Source organism: Segatella copri, assembly GCF_019127135.1.
Classification (GTDB): Bacteria; Bacteroidota; Bacteroidia; order Bacteroidales; family Bacteroidaceae; genus Prevotella.
This window is the reverse complement of sequence record NZ_JAHOEA010000020.1, coordinates 1-15,296: the sequence shown is the minus strand read 5'-3', so window position 1 is coordinate 15,296 and position 15,296 is coordinate 1. Positions and strand designations below refer to the sequence as shown.

The window sequence follows — 15,296 nt, the reverse complement described above, 5'->3', positions numbered from 1 at the left end:
TGCAAGGCATAAAATTCATTCACATAAAGGGATTTAATCAAAGAAAAAGACATCATGGCAGAACATCTTATTATAAAAGGAGAAACGAAGGAGGAACTTTACGCCATGCTCCTCCCTCAGCTCAAGTCGTTCATAGAGGGCGAAAGCGACATCATCGCCAATATGGCAAATATTTCAGCATGCATCATGGACACCTTCCACTTCTGGTGGGTGGGCTTCTACCGGGTCATCGATGGAACTCTTGTGCTGGGTCCTTTTCAGGGACCGCTGGCCTGCACTCGCATCAAAAGGGGCAAGGGAGTTTGCGGCACAGCTTGGGACAAGGCGGAAACCATCGTGGTAGAAGATGTTGAGAAATTTCCGGGGCATATTGCCTGCAGCAGTGCCTCCCGTTCGGAGATTGTAGTGCCTGTTATCAGGAATGGTGAGGTAATCGCCGTACTGGATATTGACAGCGAACACCTCAGCACCTTCGATGATATTGATAAGAATTGGCTGGAGAAGGTAGCAGAACTGTTCACCTGATTCCTTAATATTCATTTCCCTCTTGCTTGATCACACTCGGACCATCGATGAGTTCAGGCTGAGGGGCATTTCGGTTCACATCACCATATGCTCTGCCCAGATCACTCATCGTAATACTGATGTTGCGGTTCACGGGTCTGTCTTTATTTAATAGACTGTGCGAGAAGAGCCACTGATAGGTTTTCTTCAGATAAAACACGCGGGCAGGGGTACCGTGATTGGCACCCTTCCACCAGTCGTATATCAATCGGGTATCCTTGCCATCCTTCACAAGTTTATCTACCACCACCTTCGATTGCTTGACCGGTACTGCCCTATCTGCTGTGCCATGGATAATCCAGAAAGGCAAATCGCCCAATCCACTCACATCCTTATACGAACAGCCACCACACAGCGCCATGCCGGCAGCTATCCTATCGGGATAAGTAGCACAGACATCCATGGTACCATAACCGCCCAAACTCATGCCCAAGACATAAACCCTATTAGAATCGCATGGGTAATTCTTCTTCACCCAGTCTAGCATATCCATGATTTTCTTCGGATTCCAGGCTCCTCCCGGATTCTGCGGAACGATGGTCAGCGCATCGATATCGCGCCCCTTGACGATGGCATCAAGCGGTCCGTATCTTCTCACCTTATTCAGATTTCTTCCACAAAGACTGGCACCATGCAGAAAGATGATGACCGGTGTCTGCTCTTGCGAATAAAAATAATCTACCGGCGTATAAACCCAGAAGTTGTAACCTCCCGGAATCTCATCTTTCACAGCTCGCAGAAAGTCGTAAGCCGACATGCTGCATACGGAAAGACAGAATAATATGAACAAAAATATCTTCTTCATTTTCTTCCTTTTTTACCTGTTTAGTATCACGCTCCCTGTTTCATACCATGAACGTTCATCACACAAAAGTATGTAAATATCAGCATATTACCAAATATCCTACCTATATTTTTCTTTTTTTATCCAAAAGAAAGATTCGTTTAAACTTCCAGGTAGAAAGATAAACAACGATTATTTGTGTTAAAAATCATAAGAATCACATCGGTTCGCATTATTTTTATTATCTTTGCATCATAACAATACATATAATAAATAAATATAGAATTATGAATGTAGGAGATAAAATACCAGAGATTCTTGGCATTGACCAGGACGGACGTGAAATAAAGGCAAGCGACTATCGTGGTCGCAAGATTGTGCTCTACAGTTATCCGAAGGCTAACACCAGCGGATGCACTGCCGAGGCTTGCTCACTGCAGGCACATAAGGAAGAGCTGGCTGCAGCCGGTTACGAGATTATCGGCGTGAGCAAGGACAAACAGGCTCTGCAGAAGAAGTTTGCCGAAACCAAGGGTTTGCAGTTCCCTCTTATCGCAGATACCGAAACCACACTACTGCAGGAACTCGGCTGCTGGGGCGAGAAGGTAACCTGCGGCAGAAAGTCCATAGGCATTCTCCGCACTACCTATCTTGTCAACGAAGAAGGAGTCATCGAAAAGATCTTCACTCCTAAAGAGATCAAGACCAAGATTCATGCCGAACAGATTTTGGATTATATCCATCAATAAAAAACAATATTGACAAAATCAGATAAAATGATGACAAACAAGGAATTGACACTCGCCCAACTGATGAAGGCGATGATAAAATATGATGGTGGCGATGCGCCTCGCATCCAGCATTTCGTAAAGGTACACGATTTTGCCCGTATGATAGCGATAGCAGAGGGAATGAACCAGGAAGACCTTTACGTGCTCGAAGCAGCAGCTATCCTTCACGATGTAGGCATTCACGTTTCAGAAGCCAGATACGGCAACTGCGATGGCAAACATCAGGAAGAACTGGGTCCTGACGAGGCAAGAAAAGTACTGTCAGAAGTAGATGGGTTCACAGCCGCACAGATAGAAAGAATCTGCTGGCTCATTGCCCATCATCATACTTATCAAGATGTTACCAGCCTCGACCACCGCATTCTGCTCGAAGCAGATTTCCTGGTGAATTCCTTCGAAGCCCACCTTGCTCCCGAAGGTATCATCACCTTCCGCGACCATGTATTCCGCTCGGAATCAGCTATCAGTATGCTGAATGATATGTGGGGGCTGTAACGAAAATGTGTTTTAATTAAAATAATACCTTTATTCTATTTCACTTCTGTCAGTTTGCCCGTCTGTGAGTCAATGATATAGCCATGAAGATTGACGTCTTTTGGTACGAGAGGGTGTGTACGGATTGTATTGATGGTATTCCTTACAGAATCCTCTGTGTCGTGGAATCCCTCCAGCCAATGGTCGAGGTCGATGCCGCAAAGCCCGATGGTATCGATAACATTCTGATGGATGCCACGTTTGAGCATCAATTCCTTCATCTGCTGTCCGTTCATGTGGCATGCACCGCAGTTGGAATGGGCGATGACCATGATTTCCTCTACACCCAACTCGTAGATGGCTACAAGGAGACTACGCATGGCAGAGTCGAAAGGACTGATAATCAGTCCACCGGCGTTCTTGATGAGCTTGGCATCTCCGTTCTTCAGGCCCAAAGCTGCTGGCAGAAGCTCAGTCAGGCGGGTGTCCATACAGGAAAGAATGGCAAGTTTCTTGTCTGGATATTTACTCGTAAGATACTTTTCGTAACCCTTACTGGCTACGAAGTTTTCATTATACTTGATGATTTCTTCTATAATCATAGTCGTGTAAATTGAAAAGTGAAACTAAATTTTCCTATTTCTCTGGGGTTGGCTTGAGGTAAGCCATGAATTTCTCTGGCTGATAGTTGAGAACCAGCTCATCCGGGAACTCAGCTTTTTCTACCAGTGGCATAATGTTGCTGTAGTCGGCAATCATCGTAGAGAAGTGGGCATCACTTCCGAAGATGACTGGAGTTTCATACTTCTTGGCAAGTTCCAGCAGTTCCAGATTATTGGGAGCAGCCACAGTCTTGTGGCGGATGGGAGCCATGGAATGGTTGTTGATTTCAAGCAAGGTATGCGTCTCCCTGGAAACTTTCATGAGTTCCTCGAAATCCAGTTCTGCCGTACCGTCGCCGGGATGAGAGATAATCTGCACGAAGGGATTGCGCATGGCATTGATGACACCCTGCGTATTCTCCTCCTTACTTCCTCCCTGCCAGCAAAGGCTATGGATGCCTGCTATTCGGATATCCAGCATACGCCAGTAATCCTCGTCGAGATCGATATCTCCCTTCGTATTGAGGATGTTGAGTTCTGCTCCAAGCATCAGTTTGATTCCATAGAGCTGGCGTGGAACACAATGAAGGTTTCTGAAATAGATAGGATCACAGGTACCCGGGATATTGGGACCGTGCTCTGTGATTCCCAAGATATCCAACCCTTTCTCCTTTGCTGTCAAGGTCATTTCCTGCAAACTGCTGAAGGCATGACCTGATGCTATTGTATGTGTATGAACGTCTAATAATGTTTTCATGGGGCAAAGGTAACAAATATTTATAGATTACACAAGAAAAAGTACTATATAATGCTCGTTTTATAAAAAATTTTAATTTTATGGGATTTTTCTTGGCTATTTAGCATTGTATATTGATTTTTTCTTATCTTTGCAAGTACAATTCAAAAGATTGATTATTATGCAGATATTATTGGCAAATGCCAAAATCATGTTTGAGAAGGCAGACAGGAAGCCTATCTCCGTGCCACTATTCCAATCAGTTGCCAATGACTTGGCCAAAGAAATGGCAATGATGAATGTAGAGGAATTGGCTAAGCAACTGGATTGCAGCAGCAAGATTGCAATGACGAACTGGAAGCGATATCATGATTTTATGGCTGCAGAGAAGAGGCCGGCTATCCTGGCTTACAATGGTCAGGCATACAAACATTTGCGTGCCAGTTCTTTGAGCGAGGAGGCGTTAGAGTATGCCCAGAAACATCTCTGGATTACCTGCTTCCTTTATGGCTTGCTTCGACCGTTGGATGGCATCGTACCTTATCGTATGGAGCATTGCGTATCGCTCGAAGCTACAAACGACAAGCCTATCAATCAGTTCTGGAAAGACAAACTGACAGATGTTCTCATCGATAGTGTGAAAGCTGACGATGGTATACTCATCCATCTTTCTACAGAGGAATATGAACATCTGTTTGATTGGAAGAGAGTCTGTCAGGAGATAAAGGTCATTCAGCCACTCTTTTATGTCCGCCAGAAAGACGGCAGATTGAAGATGCAGGCTGTATGGGCTAAATCTTGCCGTGGAGCCATGGTGAGATATATCTTGAATAATCAGCTTCTTACTCCAGAGGAACTGGCAGGCTTCAGTTACGAAGGTTTTGAATATGCGCCAGAATTAGGAGAAGCTGCTTTTCCTCATTTCGTTCGTTGAAATAGAACAAAAGCAAACGAACGTTATAAAAGGAAGATGCTGTATGTTTGGATTGAATGAGAGCACCCAATATATCTCATAGAAGTATCATCATTTTACGATTGTACAACTAAAAAGTGTATAGTTGTACAACTAAAGAGGTTATAGTTGTACGACTATAGGGTATACAGTTGTACAACTAAACAGGTTATAGCTGTACGACTAAAAGGTGTTGTCACTAGGCTCAGCAGAGGTGCTGACTGCAGTCAGCAGACCTGCTGACTAGGCTCGGCAGAGCTGCTGAGCCTAGTGGCAATGTCTGAGAAGGTATATGCTTGTACTCTAAAAGACGCTTGTTCTGACTCCTGGAAACGCTTCTTTTAACTCTCGGATACGCATCCTTCAACGAGAAGAGACGCTTCATTCAAGTTAAGGAACCGATTCATTCAAGTTAAGGAAACGATTCCGTCAACCTAAAGAGCCGTTTCAACAACTACGTCTTAGTTACTCCTTCTTCCACAAACGATAGAGCGTTATAGGACCTTCCTTGGTAGCATACATTCTGGCAGCCGGTTCCTCACAGAGATCATTCAATACCTTATTGGCATGATAGCGGGTGACACCGAATTCACGAATCATATCCTTCACCGTAATATAACCCTGCTGCTGACAAATCTCTACAATATCAGCAAACTCCTTATCCGCCTCTTTTGGAGTAGATTTCACACTCCAATACTGTCGGCTGCAACCATTAGAGTGGCGCTTCAGCCTCTCCAGAAACTCCTTCGTGGGCTGAATTTCCAAGCCGCAGATATCCACCTCATTGGCTGGAATCAGATCCCCCTCATGATAGGTCTTTTTCCATTCGATTCCATTCTTGTCCTTATGCTTCACCATCCCCAGCTTAGGCTTGACGATAAACATATCGCCTACCCTCACCTCGTTGCCCTCAGCCAAGGCGTAAAGCGTTTCATCCTCCAGCGTTTCCAATGCGGAGATAAAGGACGAAACGTTCATCGCACAATGATCGCGAACACGCTTCTCCATTTTCTCCTGGTCAACGATATCCCGTTTTACGAACATCGGATGTATCTGATACTTACCGCTTTCGTCCTTCAAGGGCGTGCGATGCTCCAAATAATTGATTGAACCTGTTGCTCTAGCCATATTCTTAGTTTTTTTGATTCTTTAAAAGATTATGCGCAAAAATACTGATTATTAGCGAGATAAGCAATTATTTTATGTTAACTTTGCTAAAAGATAGAGTTATAAATGGGCGTTTTATGATAAAAGATAGAGTTATCAGACTCTATACATTATGATTATCTGTGTAAAAAATCAAATCAGCAAGTATACCAGAAGTCTTAAGACGTAGATATACTTGCTGATTATATTATCCCAAGCAACGAGACAAGTAGCCAATGCAACAAGTTACAAAATCTATATTATCACTATTCATATCTTCTGTTTTTACAAGGCTGCAGCCACCCTTCTTACTTTTGCCAATCTCGTCATAAAAGTAGAATCACTTTTAGTAGATTGCAGATTATATCTCATCTGCATTTTCAACAAAGGCTCAGCATTCACTCCAAGTGCAGCCTCAAAGAGCAGGGCCGTTTTTTCCGTTACTGGGCGACGAGCATTCAGAATTTCGTTCAGGGCAGAATAAGCAATCCCCATTTCCTCCGCCAACTGGCGCTGAGAGATTCCACGGTATTCTATCTCATCCTTCAGAACATCCCCTGGATGCGTAGGAAAAGCTGGAGTCATCTCGTTTGCTCGCATTTCCTTTGTTGTTTTATTATCGTTGCTCATAACTATATTATTTATAATGGTTTGACAATTCAGTTATATTACATATGGTTGCAATAGTTTGACCATCCTCAAATTCTTCTTCAAATTCTATTCGATATTGGTCATTCACTCTTACCGAGGACAAACCTTCTTTATTTCCTTCTAACCGTTCATAATTGAGAGAATTATATTTCCATAGACCTTGAACGTTATCTTCCGATATCATAAGGTCTATCACTCGAATATACTTTCTAACTATTTGCGGTTGAAAGCGATGCTTTTTATCAGATTTGCCAGATCTATATAGATCACGCAGATAATCCTCGTTGAAATTTACTATCATAACCTTAATGTTTTGATGCTGCAAAGATAATATTTTAATTCGATATTCACAAATTTTGTGAAGGAAACTTTTGCTTAACAACTATAATTGTGATTATCTGTGTTAAAAATCATAAGAATCATCTCGTTTCTCATTATTTTTATTGCCTTTGTCCCAAAATAACAATTTAAAACAAAGGATATCATGTCCACACCCAATACAGGATCCGCCTTGAAGCTGAACTGAGATGCCTTGATACCTACATAGTCGAGATCGAAGAGGTTCTTGTGTGGCTTCTCTACCGGCAAACCGAGCATCACACGGGTAGCCAACTCGATGAGGTTGATCTTCAATACCTTGCTCACGAATGGGAACGAACGGCTGGCACGCAAGTTACACTCGATAACGAGAATATCATTGTCACGAGCCATGAACTGGATGTTGAACGGACCGTTGATGTGCAACTCCTTGGCAATCTGACGACCTACTCGCTTCACACGACGAACTGTCTCAACATACAACTTCTGAGGAGGGAACTGGATGGTTGCATCGCCTGAGTGAACACCGGCAAACTCGATGTGCTCGGAAATGGCATAGGCAATCACCTCACCATTCTTTGCTACAGCATCCATCTCAATCTCTTTGGCATGTTCGATAAACTTACTAACTACCACTGGGTGATCCTCACTCACGTTGGCTGCCAACTGCAGGAATCGCTTCAGCTCTTCCTCGTTAGAACATACGTTCATCGCAGCACCAGAAAGCACGTAGCTAGGACGAACCAATACTGGGAAACCTACACGCTCGATGAAGTTGTCGATGTCCTCCATAGAGGTCAGGGCGCTCCACTCTGGCTGGTTGATACCGTTGTTGGTTAACATCTGAGAGAACTTGGCACGGTCCTCAGCGTTATCGATGTCCTTGGCAGCAGTACCCAGGATTGGCACGTTCTGTGCATCCAGGTGCATAGCCAGGTTGTTTGGAATCTGACCACCGGTAGATACGATGACGCCATGAGGCTGCTCCATCTCGATGATATCCATCACACGCTCGAAGGTCAACTCGTCGAAGTAGAGACGGTCGCACATATCGTAGTCGGTAGATACGGTCTCTGGGTTGTAGTTGATCATCACTGAGCGCCAGCCTTCCTTGCGGATGGTGTTCAATGCCTGAACGCCACACCAGTCGAACTCTACGGAAGAACCGATGCGGTAAGCACCCGAACCGAGTACGATGATTGAACGATGGTCGTTCTCGAAGGTGATGTCGCTCTTCACGCCTGCGTAGGTTACATAGAGGTAGTTGGTCTGAGCAGGATACTCTGCTGCAAGGGTATCAATCTGCTTTACTACAAGAAGACATGTCGATTTTACTTATAAAATGGTATAAATCATCACCCAAAGTTGTTCTTTGATATAAATGAGCCTTTCTAAACGTACTGCTAGATAGACATTCTTTGTATTTTTGCAAAAAAGCTTCAACTTCTTCTTGGTCTGACATCTCTATTAAACCAAGCGAAGTCAGATAGTAGAAGTGGTTCATAACCTCTTTCTTCGAAACATCGCTATTATATTCATCGTTGTACTTACTATAAATCCTTTCAATGGCATTTTTACCATCAAAAGTGTTTTTTAAAGACTTTAAAATATAGAAATCTAATCCATCAATTTTTTCCATTAATTCTAAGAACATACGCTTGCATCTATTCTCAGCATTATCAATGTGGCAACATGCTGTTAAATATTTAGCATACATAATTCTTTTATTTTCATCGATTTCATCTTTTGAATAATCTACAGTTCGTAACAAGTCACAGATAAATTCTTGACTATTTATATATTCCATGTTCCGAACTCTATTATCAAGTTCATCTATCATTGCAAATGCTTTTTTTAGCACATCTTCTATCAATAGATTCTGCTTGTGATTTTGAAAATCAGATAACAGACTTACTATTGGGGCTGTAAATGGACAACAGCTGCCAATAGCCTTTAATATATTACAAACCTTGTCAGGCAGACTCATCTTGCCAATTTCATTTATTCTATTTTCTTCCATATTGAATTATATTTTTACAATAACTCTTGCTACTTCAACATTACAAATTAATCAATAACTGTCACCAAGTATAATAAACAACATAGAGACAGCCCAAGACAAGCATTGCTACAAGAGTTACACACCCACTTTTGGGCTTTTGGGGCTTCCCTTTGTCATCAAGATAGGTTGTAGCATCATCTCCAAAGGTATATCGGCGAGTATCAAATGACCAACTTAACATTACCTTAATATCACAAAGTTCTAACTCTTCTTTCTTTTCCACGAATTTCTTGTAATCAGAAATAGCATCTTGGGCAAGTCGAGTTCTAGTATCTTCAAATAATTTACGGGCATAGTCCTTTTCCCCTTCAAAGAACTTAATCAAAACAGCCTTCCCTTTAATATCAATACAAGAAGTCTTGCTGTCAATATGCGGAACAAGCAAAAATATACAATATACACGCTGTCCTTCTGCGAATTCCTTGATTTCATCATCAAAGTCAAAACTATTAGGACAACCAACAAGGGTATTGTCTTCTCGATAAATGCCATATTGATTAAGGCTTTCCAAATGCACTACATCCACATATCCACTGAATACTCCTGCTTGCCACTTCTTTCTATCAAAGTACCAATCAGCATTCTCTATTCTTACTGTGAGTGTATCATAAGTTTTCTTTCCTGTTTTATCGCTTTGTGAAAATTTGTAAAATTCATCATATCTGAATATGACATTACTATCTTTATTTTCATTATTATTATCTTTATCATCAACTTTTGGCTGTGACACATTGAGTGTTGGCAACTCTTTTTCAAAATGAGTAATTTCAATAAAAGCGTCATTGCCAACATCTTCAGTGATTCTATTAATCATTTCTGTTGCATATTCTACATCATCCTCAAAAAATTTAAGGATTGTTGCATAAGCCTGATTACGAACCTTACCATCCTTAGAAATGAATGGTGTAATTGCAATTACACAGTCCAACTCTTTTCCTTTGCTAAACTTATTAACGTAATCTTGCAACTCTTTTTGAACAAATCCCAAAAGTTGCCCATCAGTCTTATAGAAACCAATAGCATTAGTATCATATGGATTGTTTGGTTCAGTTTTGATGCATCCTGTAAAAACTCCCCAAAAGTTTGCTTCAGGTTTTGTGTGAAAATTTATGCCAGACACCTTTATTCTTAAGGTGTCTTTCTCTATACTTCCCTGTTTTTCACCAACAGGAAGCCAATGTTTTGTTATATCAAAATTTATATCATTCATATCTATCTTATTTTTTGTTCTTTATATTCAACCATATCATTTCTACCATCCAGCCATTTACGTTTGCCACTCGGTATGCAGATGGACATCCTTTTTTAAAGGCACCACGAGAGTCATATTTATGGGATTCTATGAATACATTCTCACGAGTCCACTTGAGGTTATAATTTTGCGGACGCTTCAGCCATTTCATTTCATCTATCCAGCCATTATCTATAGCTGACCTATAAGCACTCGGAGTACCCCATCTAAATTCACTTCGTGAAGAATATTTATGTGATTCAGCTATTACATTCTGCTTGTTTTGCCAAAATCCCTGTGGCTTGGCATCAGAAGCAGCCCACTCCATTTCGTTTATCCAATTGTTTTTTGTCGCTAAAGAATAAGCAGTTGGTGCACCTCTTTTAAACTCCATTTTGGTTGAATATTTGCCACCTTCTTCGAATACACGTTCTTTTGTCCAATAACCATGTTCTTTCACCTTAGTTTTTATCCAAGGCATTTTCTCCCATAGATTATTTTTGGCTGCATAGTCATAAGCAGCATGGCAACCTTTGAAAAAGTCTGTTCTCGTTGAATACTTTTTAGACTCTTCTATTACATTTTCTTCATTTTGCCAATAACCTTGTGGAACTTGGTCACGGAGCAACCATGTCATTTCATCTTCCCATTTATGCTTTCTTGCAGAAAAATGAGCTGCTGGTGACTTCAAAAAGAATTCATTCCATGATTTATAGTTCTTTGACTCTTCAAACACATGTTCTTTTACACTCCACCATCGTGGAGGCATACGTTTACTGTAAAACCATGGAAATGTTTCATTGTTCATCATCTTATATTTTAGAGCTGCATCATACGCTCCAGCAGATTTTGTAAAAAATTCTGTTGGAGTTTTATATTTTTCAGCTTCACGCAATACTGCTTTCTTTGTCCATTTCTTTATTAAACTTCCAACAGAGCCAACATTTTCACCTGTCAGATTGATATTATTAATCAATGTGTAATGCAAAACATCACGATAATATAAAGATTGAACACGTTCTTCTCTTTGTCTCTCGACTATTGTTAGCCCGTCTAATAAGATTTTATATGCTGGAATTTTCAAACTCTTACTATAAAAATACTTATAGACAGGATCATTTTTCTGATTTTTATGTTCCCAATCTCGCCTCTTCATATCATTCGTTGCACCAACATAAGCATATTTATTTACTTCGTCTATATATACATAAATAATATGAATCGGACCTCGTGGATCCCCTTTTGAGACTTTTGTTTCAAATTCCATTTCTCCGAGCCAATGATGTAATAGTGCAGATTTATATGCAGACGGAGCCTTATGACGAAACTCACTTTTATATTTGTATTTTCGGGCTTCCTTAAAAACTTTCTCTTTATCCTCCCAATACCCTTTTGGAGAATTTCTTGTTTTTTTCAACCATATCATTTCATTAAGCCTCCATTATTTTTAGCTGTAATATAAGCAAGATAACATCCTTCACAAAAATCACTCCTATTGTTGTATTTCTTAGATTCCTCAAATACGTTATTTTTCTCTTTCCAATAGCCAACAGGTTTTCTGTTTGTTTTTGCCAACCAGTCCATTTCATCAAGCCATCCGTTGAGTTTTGCCGAATCAAAAGCTCGACTATTCTTTCTTTGAAATTCTGTAACCGACTTATAATTTTTAGATTCATTTATTACATTCTCTTTTATCTTCCAATATCCAGAAGGCTTACGCTTGCTAGGAGCTAACCAATCCATTTCAGTTAGCCAATTATTATTTTTGGCAATAGTGTATGCAGTCACGGCATTATTCATAAATTCCGTAACTATAAAATACTTTCTTGACTCTTCGAAAACCGCCTCTTTAGTCCATTTGATAGGTTTGGCTGTCGGACGCACCAACCATATCATTTCGTCCAACCATCCGTTCATATACGCAATACGGAATGCACCAGATTTCTTTTTTTTGAACTCAGATCTTGAAGAATATTTCTTGCTTTCTTCAAAAACAGTTTCTTTTGTCCACTTTTTCTGCATAACCTTTATTTTTGTGTTATTTAAAAATTCTGTGCAAAGATACAGAAAAATCTATTATACAACAAATAATTTCCCTATTATCATTATATATTTAACCCTTTTTGTATGCGTTGCATAATTTACATGGATTTTGTTGGCTGGTTGTTATTATTACACTCACAATTCGACATAATTACTTTGCAGTTTTATCAAATGGCAAATAGCTAAGCATCAATATTATAAACTTCTAAGTTTATAAACTAACAAATCGAAAAGCTTCAAGTGGGATTATGCATGCTATCATAAAATGATAAACATAAAAGTAAAGTTTAACATAATATTCTTGCAAAAATCAACTTTTATGTTTATCTTTGCAGCAAAAATATAAGTTATATGGAAAAGAACTTATTAATAGAGCTATTGGAAACTGGAGAAAAAGTCAGCCTTTATTCTCCAAGATTCGAGGGTGAGGAATATACCGAATTCGAAAAATTCCTTCTCACCTATAAGGATCAATATGCCCAAGATGTACAAATCCTCATTAGAAGGATTGATATTATCAAAGAAAATGGTGCAGAAGATAGATTCTTCAGATATGAAGGAAGCAAACGTGACAGGGTGATGGCACTACCCTCTCATCTTGATACATCTAATTTAAGATTGTATTGCCTTAATATCAGCCATAAGATTTTAATCTTAGGAAATGGTGGTATAAAGAAAACGCAAACATATCAAGAAGATGTAAATCTGCATAGAGCCGTACGAAACTTACAAAAGATAGACATTATTATAAAGAAACTTGAAAATAGAAGAATCATAACAATCAATGGTACAAATTTACATGGACCACTTGAATTGACTATAGATATCGACTATAATAAGGAGGATTTAATATGAAAACAAATAAACTGATGGATGAAATCCGCAAGTCAACTCCTGCGGACACAAACAAACAAGTCGACTTATGCGTTGCTATTTCCAACAGAGTCTTTGAACTATTACAGGAACGAAATATGAAACAGCGTGATTTCGCAAAGGCTCTTGGCAAGACTGAAACAGAAGTAAGTCGTTGGCTGAGTGGAACACACAATCTCACATTAGCTACAATTGCAAAGATGGCGACGGTTCTTGGTGATGACATCATTACCACAACACAGAGCCATCGTCCATACAAACTTCCAAATACGCAAAATGTTGCTATGATGGTAGCTGAGGATATGTGCAAAAAATAGTCATACAAATAATAATAAATCCCTGCCATAGGAAGCCTTTCCTACAGCAGGGATTTTTCTATTGGGAATCATCAAGAATGACTTAACTGTCAATTCTTAACTATTAACTATCAACTATTTATACTCTCCCCAAGCCTTGATGTCGATATCCTCCAACTTGGTGGTGCAGAATGCATAGATGAAAGCACTCGCCAGACGGCTATTGGTAATCAATGGCACGTTCAGGTCGATGGCAGCACGACGAATCTTGTAACCATTGCTCAACTCGCTGCTAGTCAAGTTCTTCGGGATATTCACTACCATATCAATCTCATGGTTGTGGAGCATCTCCAAAGCCTTAGGCGCACCGCCTTCTGCCTCCTCTGATGGCCAAAGCACACGGGTGTTCTCAATGCCGTTCTCGGTGAGGAACTTGCTACTACCACCAGTTGCATACAGCTTGTAACCATGCTTAACCAGCATCTGGGCAGCATCGAGCAAATCTACCTTCTGCTTGGCAGAACCTGTAGAAAGCAGGATGTTCTTGGCTGGAATGCGATGACCCACAGAAAGCATACTCTTCAGAAGTGCGGTAGATGTATCGTCGCCCAAGCAACCTACCTCACCCGTACTGCTCATATCCACACCCAATACTGGGTCTGCCTTCTGCAGACGGTTGAAGCTGAACTGAGATGCTTTGATACCTACATAGTCGAGATCAAAGAGGTTCTTGTGTGGCTTCTCTACTGGCAAACCGAGCATTACGCGGGTAGCCAACTCGATGAGGTTGATCTTCAATACCTTGCTCACGAATGGGAATGAACGGCTGGCACGCAAGTTACACTCGATAACGAGAATATCATTGTCACGAGCCATGAACTGGATGTTGAACGGACCATTGATGTGCAACTCCTTCGCAATCTGACGACCTACTCGCTTCACACGACGAACTGTCTCAACATACAACTTCTGAGGAGGGAACTGGATGGTTGCATCGCCAGAGTGAACACCGGCAAACTCGATGTGCTCGGAAATGGCATAGGCAATCACCTCACCATTCTTTGCCACTGCATCCATCTCAATCTCTTTGGCATGTTCAATAAACTTACTAACTACCACTGGGTGATCCTCACTTACGTTGGCTGCCAACTGCAGGAATCGCTTCAGCTCTTCCTCGTTAGAACATACGTTCATCGCAGCACCAGAAAGCACGTAGCTAGGACGAACCAATACTGGGAAACCTACACGCTCGATGAAGTTGTCGATGTCCTCCATAGAGGTCAGGGCGCTCCACTCTGGCTGGTTGATACCGTTGTTGGTTAACATCTGAGAGAACTTGGCACGGTCCTCAGCGTTATCGATGTCCTTGGCAGCAGTACCCAGGATTGGCACGTTCTGTGCATCCAGGTGCATAGCCAGGTTGTTTGGAATCTGACCACCGGTAGATACGATGACGCCATGAGGCTGCTCCATCTCGATGATATCCATCACACGCTCGAAGGTCAACTCGTCGAAGTAGAGACGGTCGCACATATCGTAGTCGGTAGATACGGTCTCTGGGTTGTAGTTGATCATCACTGAGCGCCAGCCTTCCTTGCGGATGGTGTTCAATGCCTGAACGCCACACCAGTCGAACTCTACGGAAGAACCGATGCGGTAAGCACCCGAACCGAGTACGATGATTGAACGATGGTCGTACTCGTAGCTGATGTCACTCATCACGCCTGCGTAGGTTACATAGAGGTAGTTGGTCTGAGCAGGATACTCTGCTGC

General features: G+C 41.1%; 17 protein-coding genes and 1 pseudogene. 6 read left to right on the top strand and 12 right to left on the bottom strand.

Features of this window, described 5'->3' with window-relative positions:
• The first annotated feature begins 54 nt into the window (after positions 1 to 54).
• The gene (locus KSW37_RS07070; RefSeq protein ID WP_217313741.1) at positions 55 to 525 is read left to right on the top strand and encodes a GAF domain-containing protein; all 471 of its coding nucleotides are present in this window, start codon (positions 55 to 57) and stop codon (positions 523 to 525) included.
• Between the two features lie 4 nt (positions 526 to 529).
• Here KSW37_RS07070 and KSW37_RS07065 read toward each other — a convergent pair whose 3' ends face one another.
• Positions 530 to 1,369 (bottom strand): phospholipase, encoded by an 840-nt coding sequence (locus KSW37_RS07065; protein WP_228113750.1) that lies wholly within the window; start codon positions 1,367 to 1,369, stop codon positions 530 to 532.
• Positions 1,370 to 1,635: 266 nt separating this feature from the next.
• Here KSW37_RS07065 and KSW37_RS07060 point away from each other — a divergent pair, with 266 nt between their 5' ends.
• Positions 1,636 to 2,097 carry a peroxiredoxin gene (locus KSW37_RS07060; protein ID WP_118139131.1) on the top strand — a complete coding sequence of 154 codons (462 nt, stop codon included), beginning with the start codon at positions 1,636 to 1,638 and terminating at the stop codon, positions 2,095 to 2,097.
• A 27-nt stretch (positions 2,098 to 2,124) separates the two neighbouring features.
• The gene (locus tag KSW37_RS07055; RefSeq protein ID WP_254368570.1) at positions 2,125 to 2,634 is read left to right on the top strand and encodes an HD domain-containing protein; all 510 of its coding nucleotides are present in this window, start codon (positions 2,125 to 2,127) and stop codon (positions 2,632 to 2,634) included.
• 35 nt (positions 2,635 to 2,669) lie between these two features.
• Here the strand turns inward: KSW37_RS07055 and KSW37_RS07050 are convergent, their stop codons facing one another.
• Positions 2,670 to 3,215: a beta-class carbonic anhydrase gene (locus KSW37_RS07050; protein WP_254368571.1), complete on the bottom strand. Its 546-nt coding sequence runs from the start codon at positions 3,213 to 3,215 to the stop codon at positions 2,670 to 2,672.
• Positions 3,216 to 3,249: 34 nt separating this feature from the next.
• Positions 3,250 to 3,972, bottom strand: a complete 723-nt coding sequence (locus KSW37_RS07045; protein ID WP_153139586.1) for a phosphatase — start codon at positions 3,970 to 3,972, stop codon at positions 3,250 to 3,252.
• Positions 3,973 to 4,132: 160 nt separating this feature from the next.
• On the opposite strand from KSW37_RS07045, the gene KSW37_RS07040 reads away from it, so the two are divergent.
• Positions 4,133 to 4,885, top strand: a complete 753-nt coding sequence (locus KSW37_RS07040) for a YaaA family protein (protein ID WP_217313742.1) — start codon at positions 4,133 to 4,135, stop codon at positions 4,883 to 4,885.
• 483 nt (positions 4,886 to 5,368) lie between these two features.
• Here the strand turns inward: KSW37_RS07040 and KSW37_RS07035 are convergent, their stop codons facing one another.
• The 8 genes and pseudogenes from KSW37_RS07035 to KSW37_RS07000 all read right to left on the bottom strand — a co-directional run bounded on the left by KSW37_RS07035 (position 5,369) and on the right by KSW37_RS07000 (position 12,333).
• Positions 5,369 to 6,031 carry a hypothetical protein gene (locus KSW37_RS07035; protein WP_217313743.1) on the bottom strand — a complete coding sequence of 221 codons (663 nt, stop codon included), beginning with the start codon at positions 6,029 to 6,031 and terminating at the stop codon, positions 5,369 to 5,371.
• A 303-nt stretch (positions 6,032 to 6,334) separates the two neighbouring features.
• Complete coding sequence (locus KSW37_RS07030; protein ID WP_117587730.1) at positions 6,335 to 6,679, bottom strand: HigA family addiction module antitoxin; 345 nt, start codon at positions 6,677 to 6,679, stop codon at positions 6,335 to 6,337.
• Positions 6,680 to 6,686: 7 nt separating this feature from the next.
• A complete protein-coding gene (locus KSW37_RS07025) occupies positions 6,687 to 7,001 on the bottom strand; it encodes a type II toxin-antitoxin system RelE/ParE family toxin (protein ID WP_117727890.1) in 315 nt (104 codons plus the stop codon).
• A 176-nt stretch (positions 7,002 to 7,177) separates the two neighbouring features.
• Positions 7,178 to 8,338: pseudogene (locus tag KSW37_RS07020) on the bottom strand (ATP-grasp domain-containing protein); the annotation flags it as partial.
• A complete protein-coding gene (locus KSW37_RS07015; RefSeq protein ID WP_217313744.1) occupies positions 8,316 to 9,038 on the bottom strand; it encodes a hypothetical protein in 723 nt (240 codons plus the stop codon). The gene KSW37_RS07015 and the pseudogene KSW37_RS07020, both read right to left, overlap by 23 nt.
• A 61-nt stretch (positions 9,039 to 9,099) precedes the next feature.
• Positions 9,100 to 10,290, bottom strand: a complete 1,191-nt coding sequence (locus tag KSW37_RS07010) for an HIRAN domain-containing protein (protein ID WP_217313745.1) — start codon at positions 10,288 to 10,290, stop codon at positions 9,100 to 9,102.
• A gap of 7 nt (positions 10,291 to 10,297) precedes the next feature.
• Complete coding sequence (locus KSW37_RS07005; RefSeq protein WP_217313746.1) at positions 10,298 to 11,728, bottom strand: hypothetical protein; 1,431 nt, start codon at positions 11,726 to 11,728, stop codon at positions 10,298 to 10,300.
• Positions 11,729 to 11,733: 5 nt separating this feature from the next.
• Positions 11,734 to 12,333: a hypothetical protein gene (locus KSW37_RS07000; RefSeq protein ID WP_217313747.1), complete on the bottom strand. Its 600-nt coding sequence runs from the start codon at positions 12,331 to 12,333 to the stop codon at positions 11,734 to 11,736.
• A 372-nt stretch (positions 12,334 to 12,705) separates the two neighbouring features.
• On the opposite strand from KSW37_RS07000, the gene KSW37_RS06995 reads away from it, so the two are divergent.
• Complete coding sequence (locus tag KSW37_RS06995; RefSeq protein WP_217313748.1) at positions 12,706 to 13,209, top strand: hypothetical protein; 504 nt, start codon at positions 12,706 to 12,708, stop codon at positions 13,207 to 13,209.
• Complete coding sequence (locus KSW37_RS06990) at positions 13,206 to 13,544, top strand: helix-turn-helix domain-containing protein (RefSeq protein WP_217313749.1); 339 nt, start codon at positions 13,206 to 13,208, stop codon at positions 13,542 to 13,544. The genes KSW37_RS06995 and KSW37_RS06990 overlap by 4 nt, the downstream gene beginning before the upstream one ends.
• 114 nt (positions 13,545 to 13,658) lie before the next feature.
• Here the strand turns inward: KSW37_RS06990 and KSW37_RS06985 are convergent.
• The coding region (locus KSW37_RS06985) for an ATP-grasp domain-containing protein (RefSeq protein WP_217743436.1) at positions 13,659 to 15,296 on the bottom strand (1,638 nt) is incomplete at its 5' end.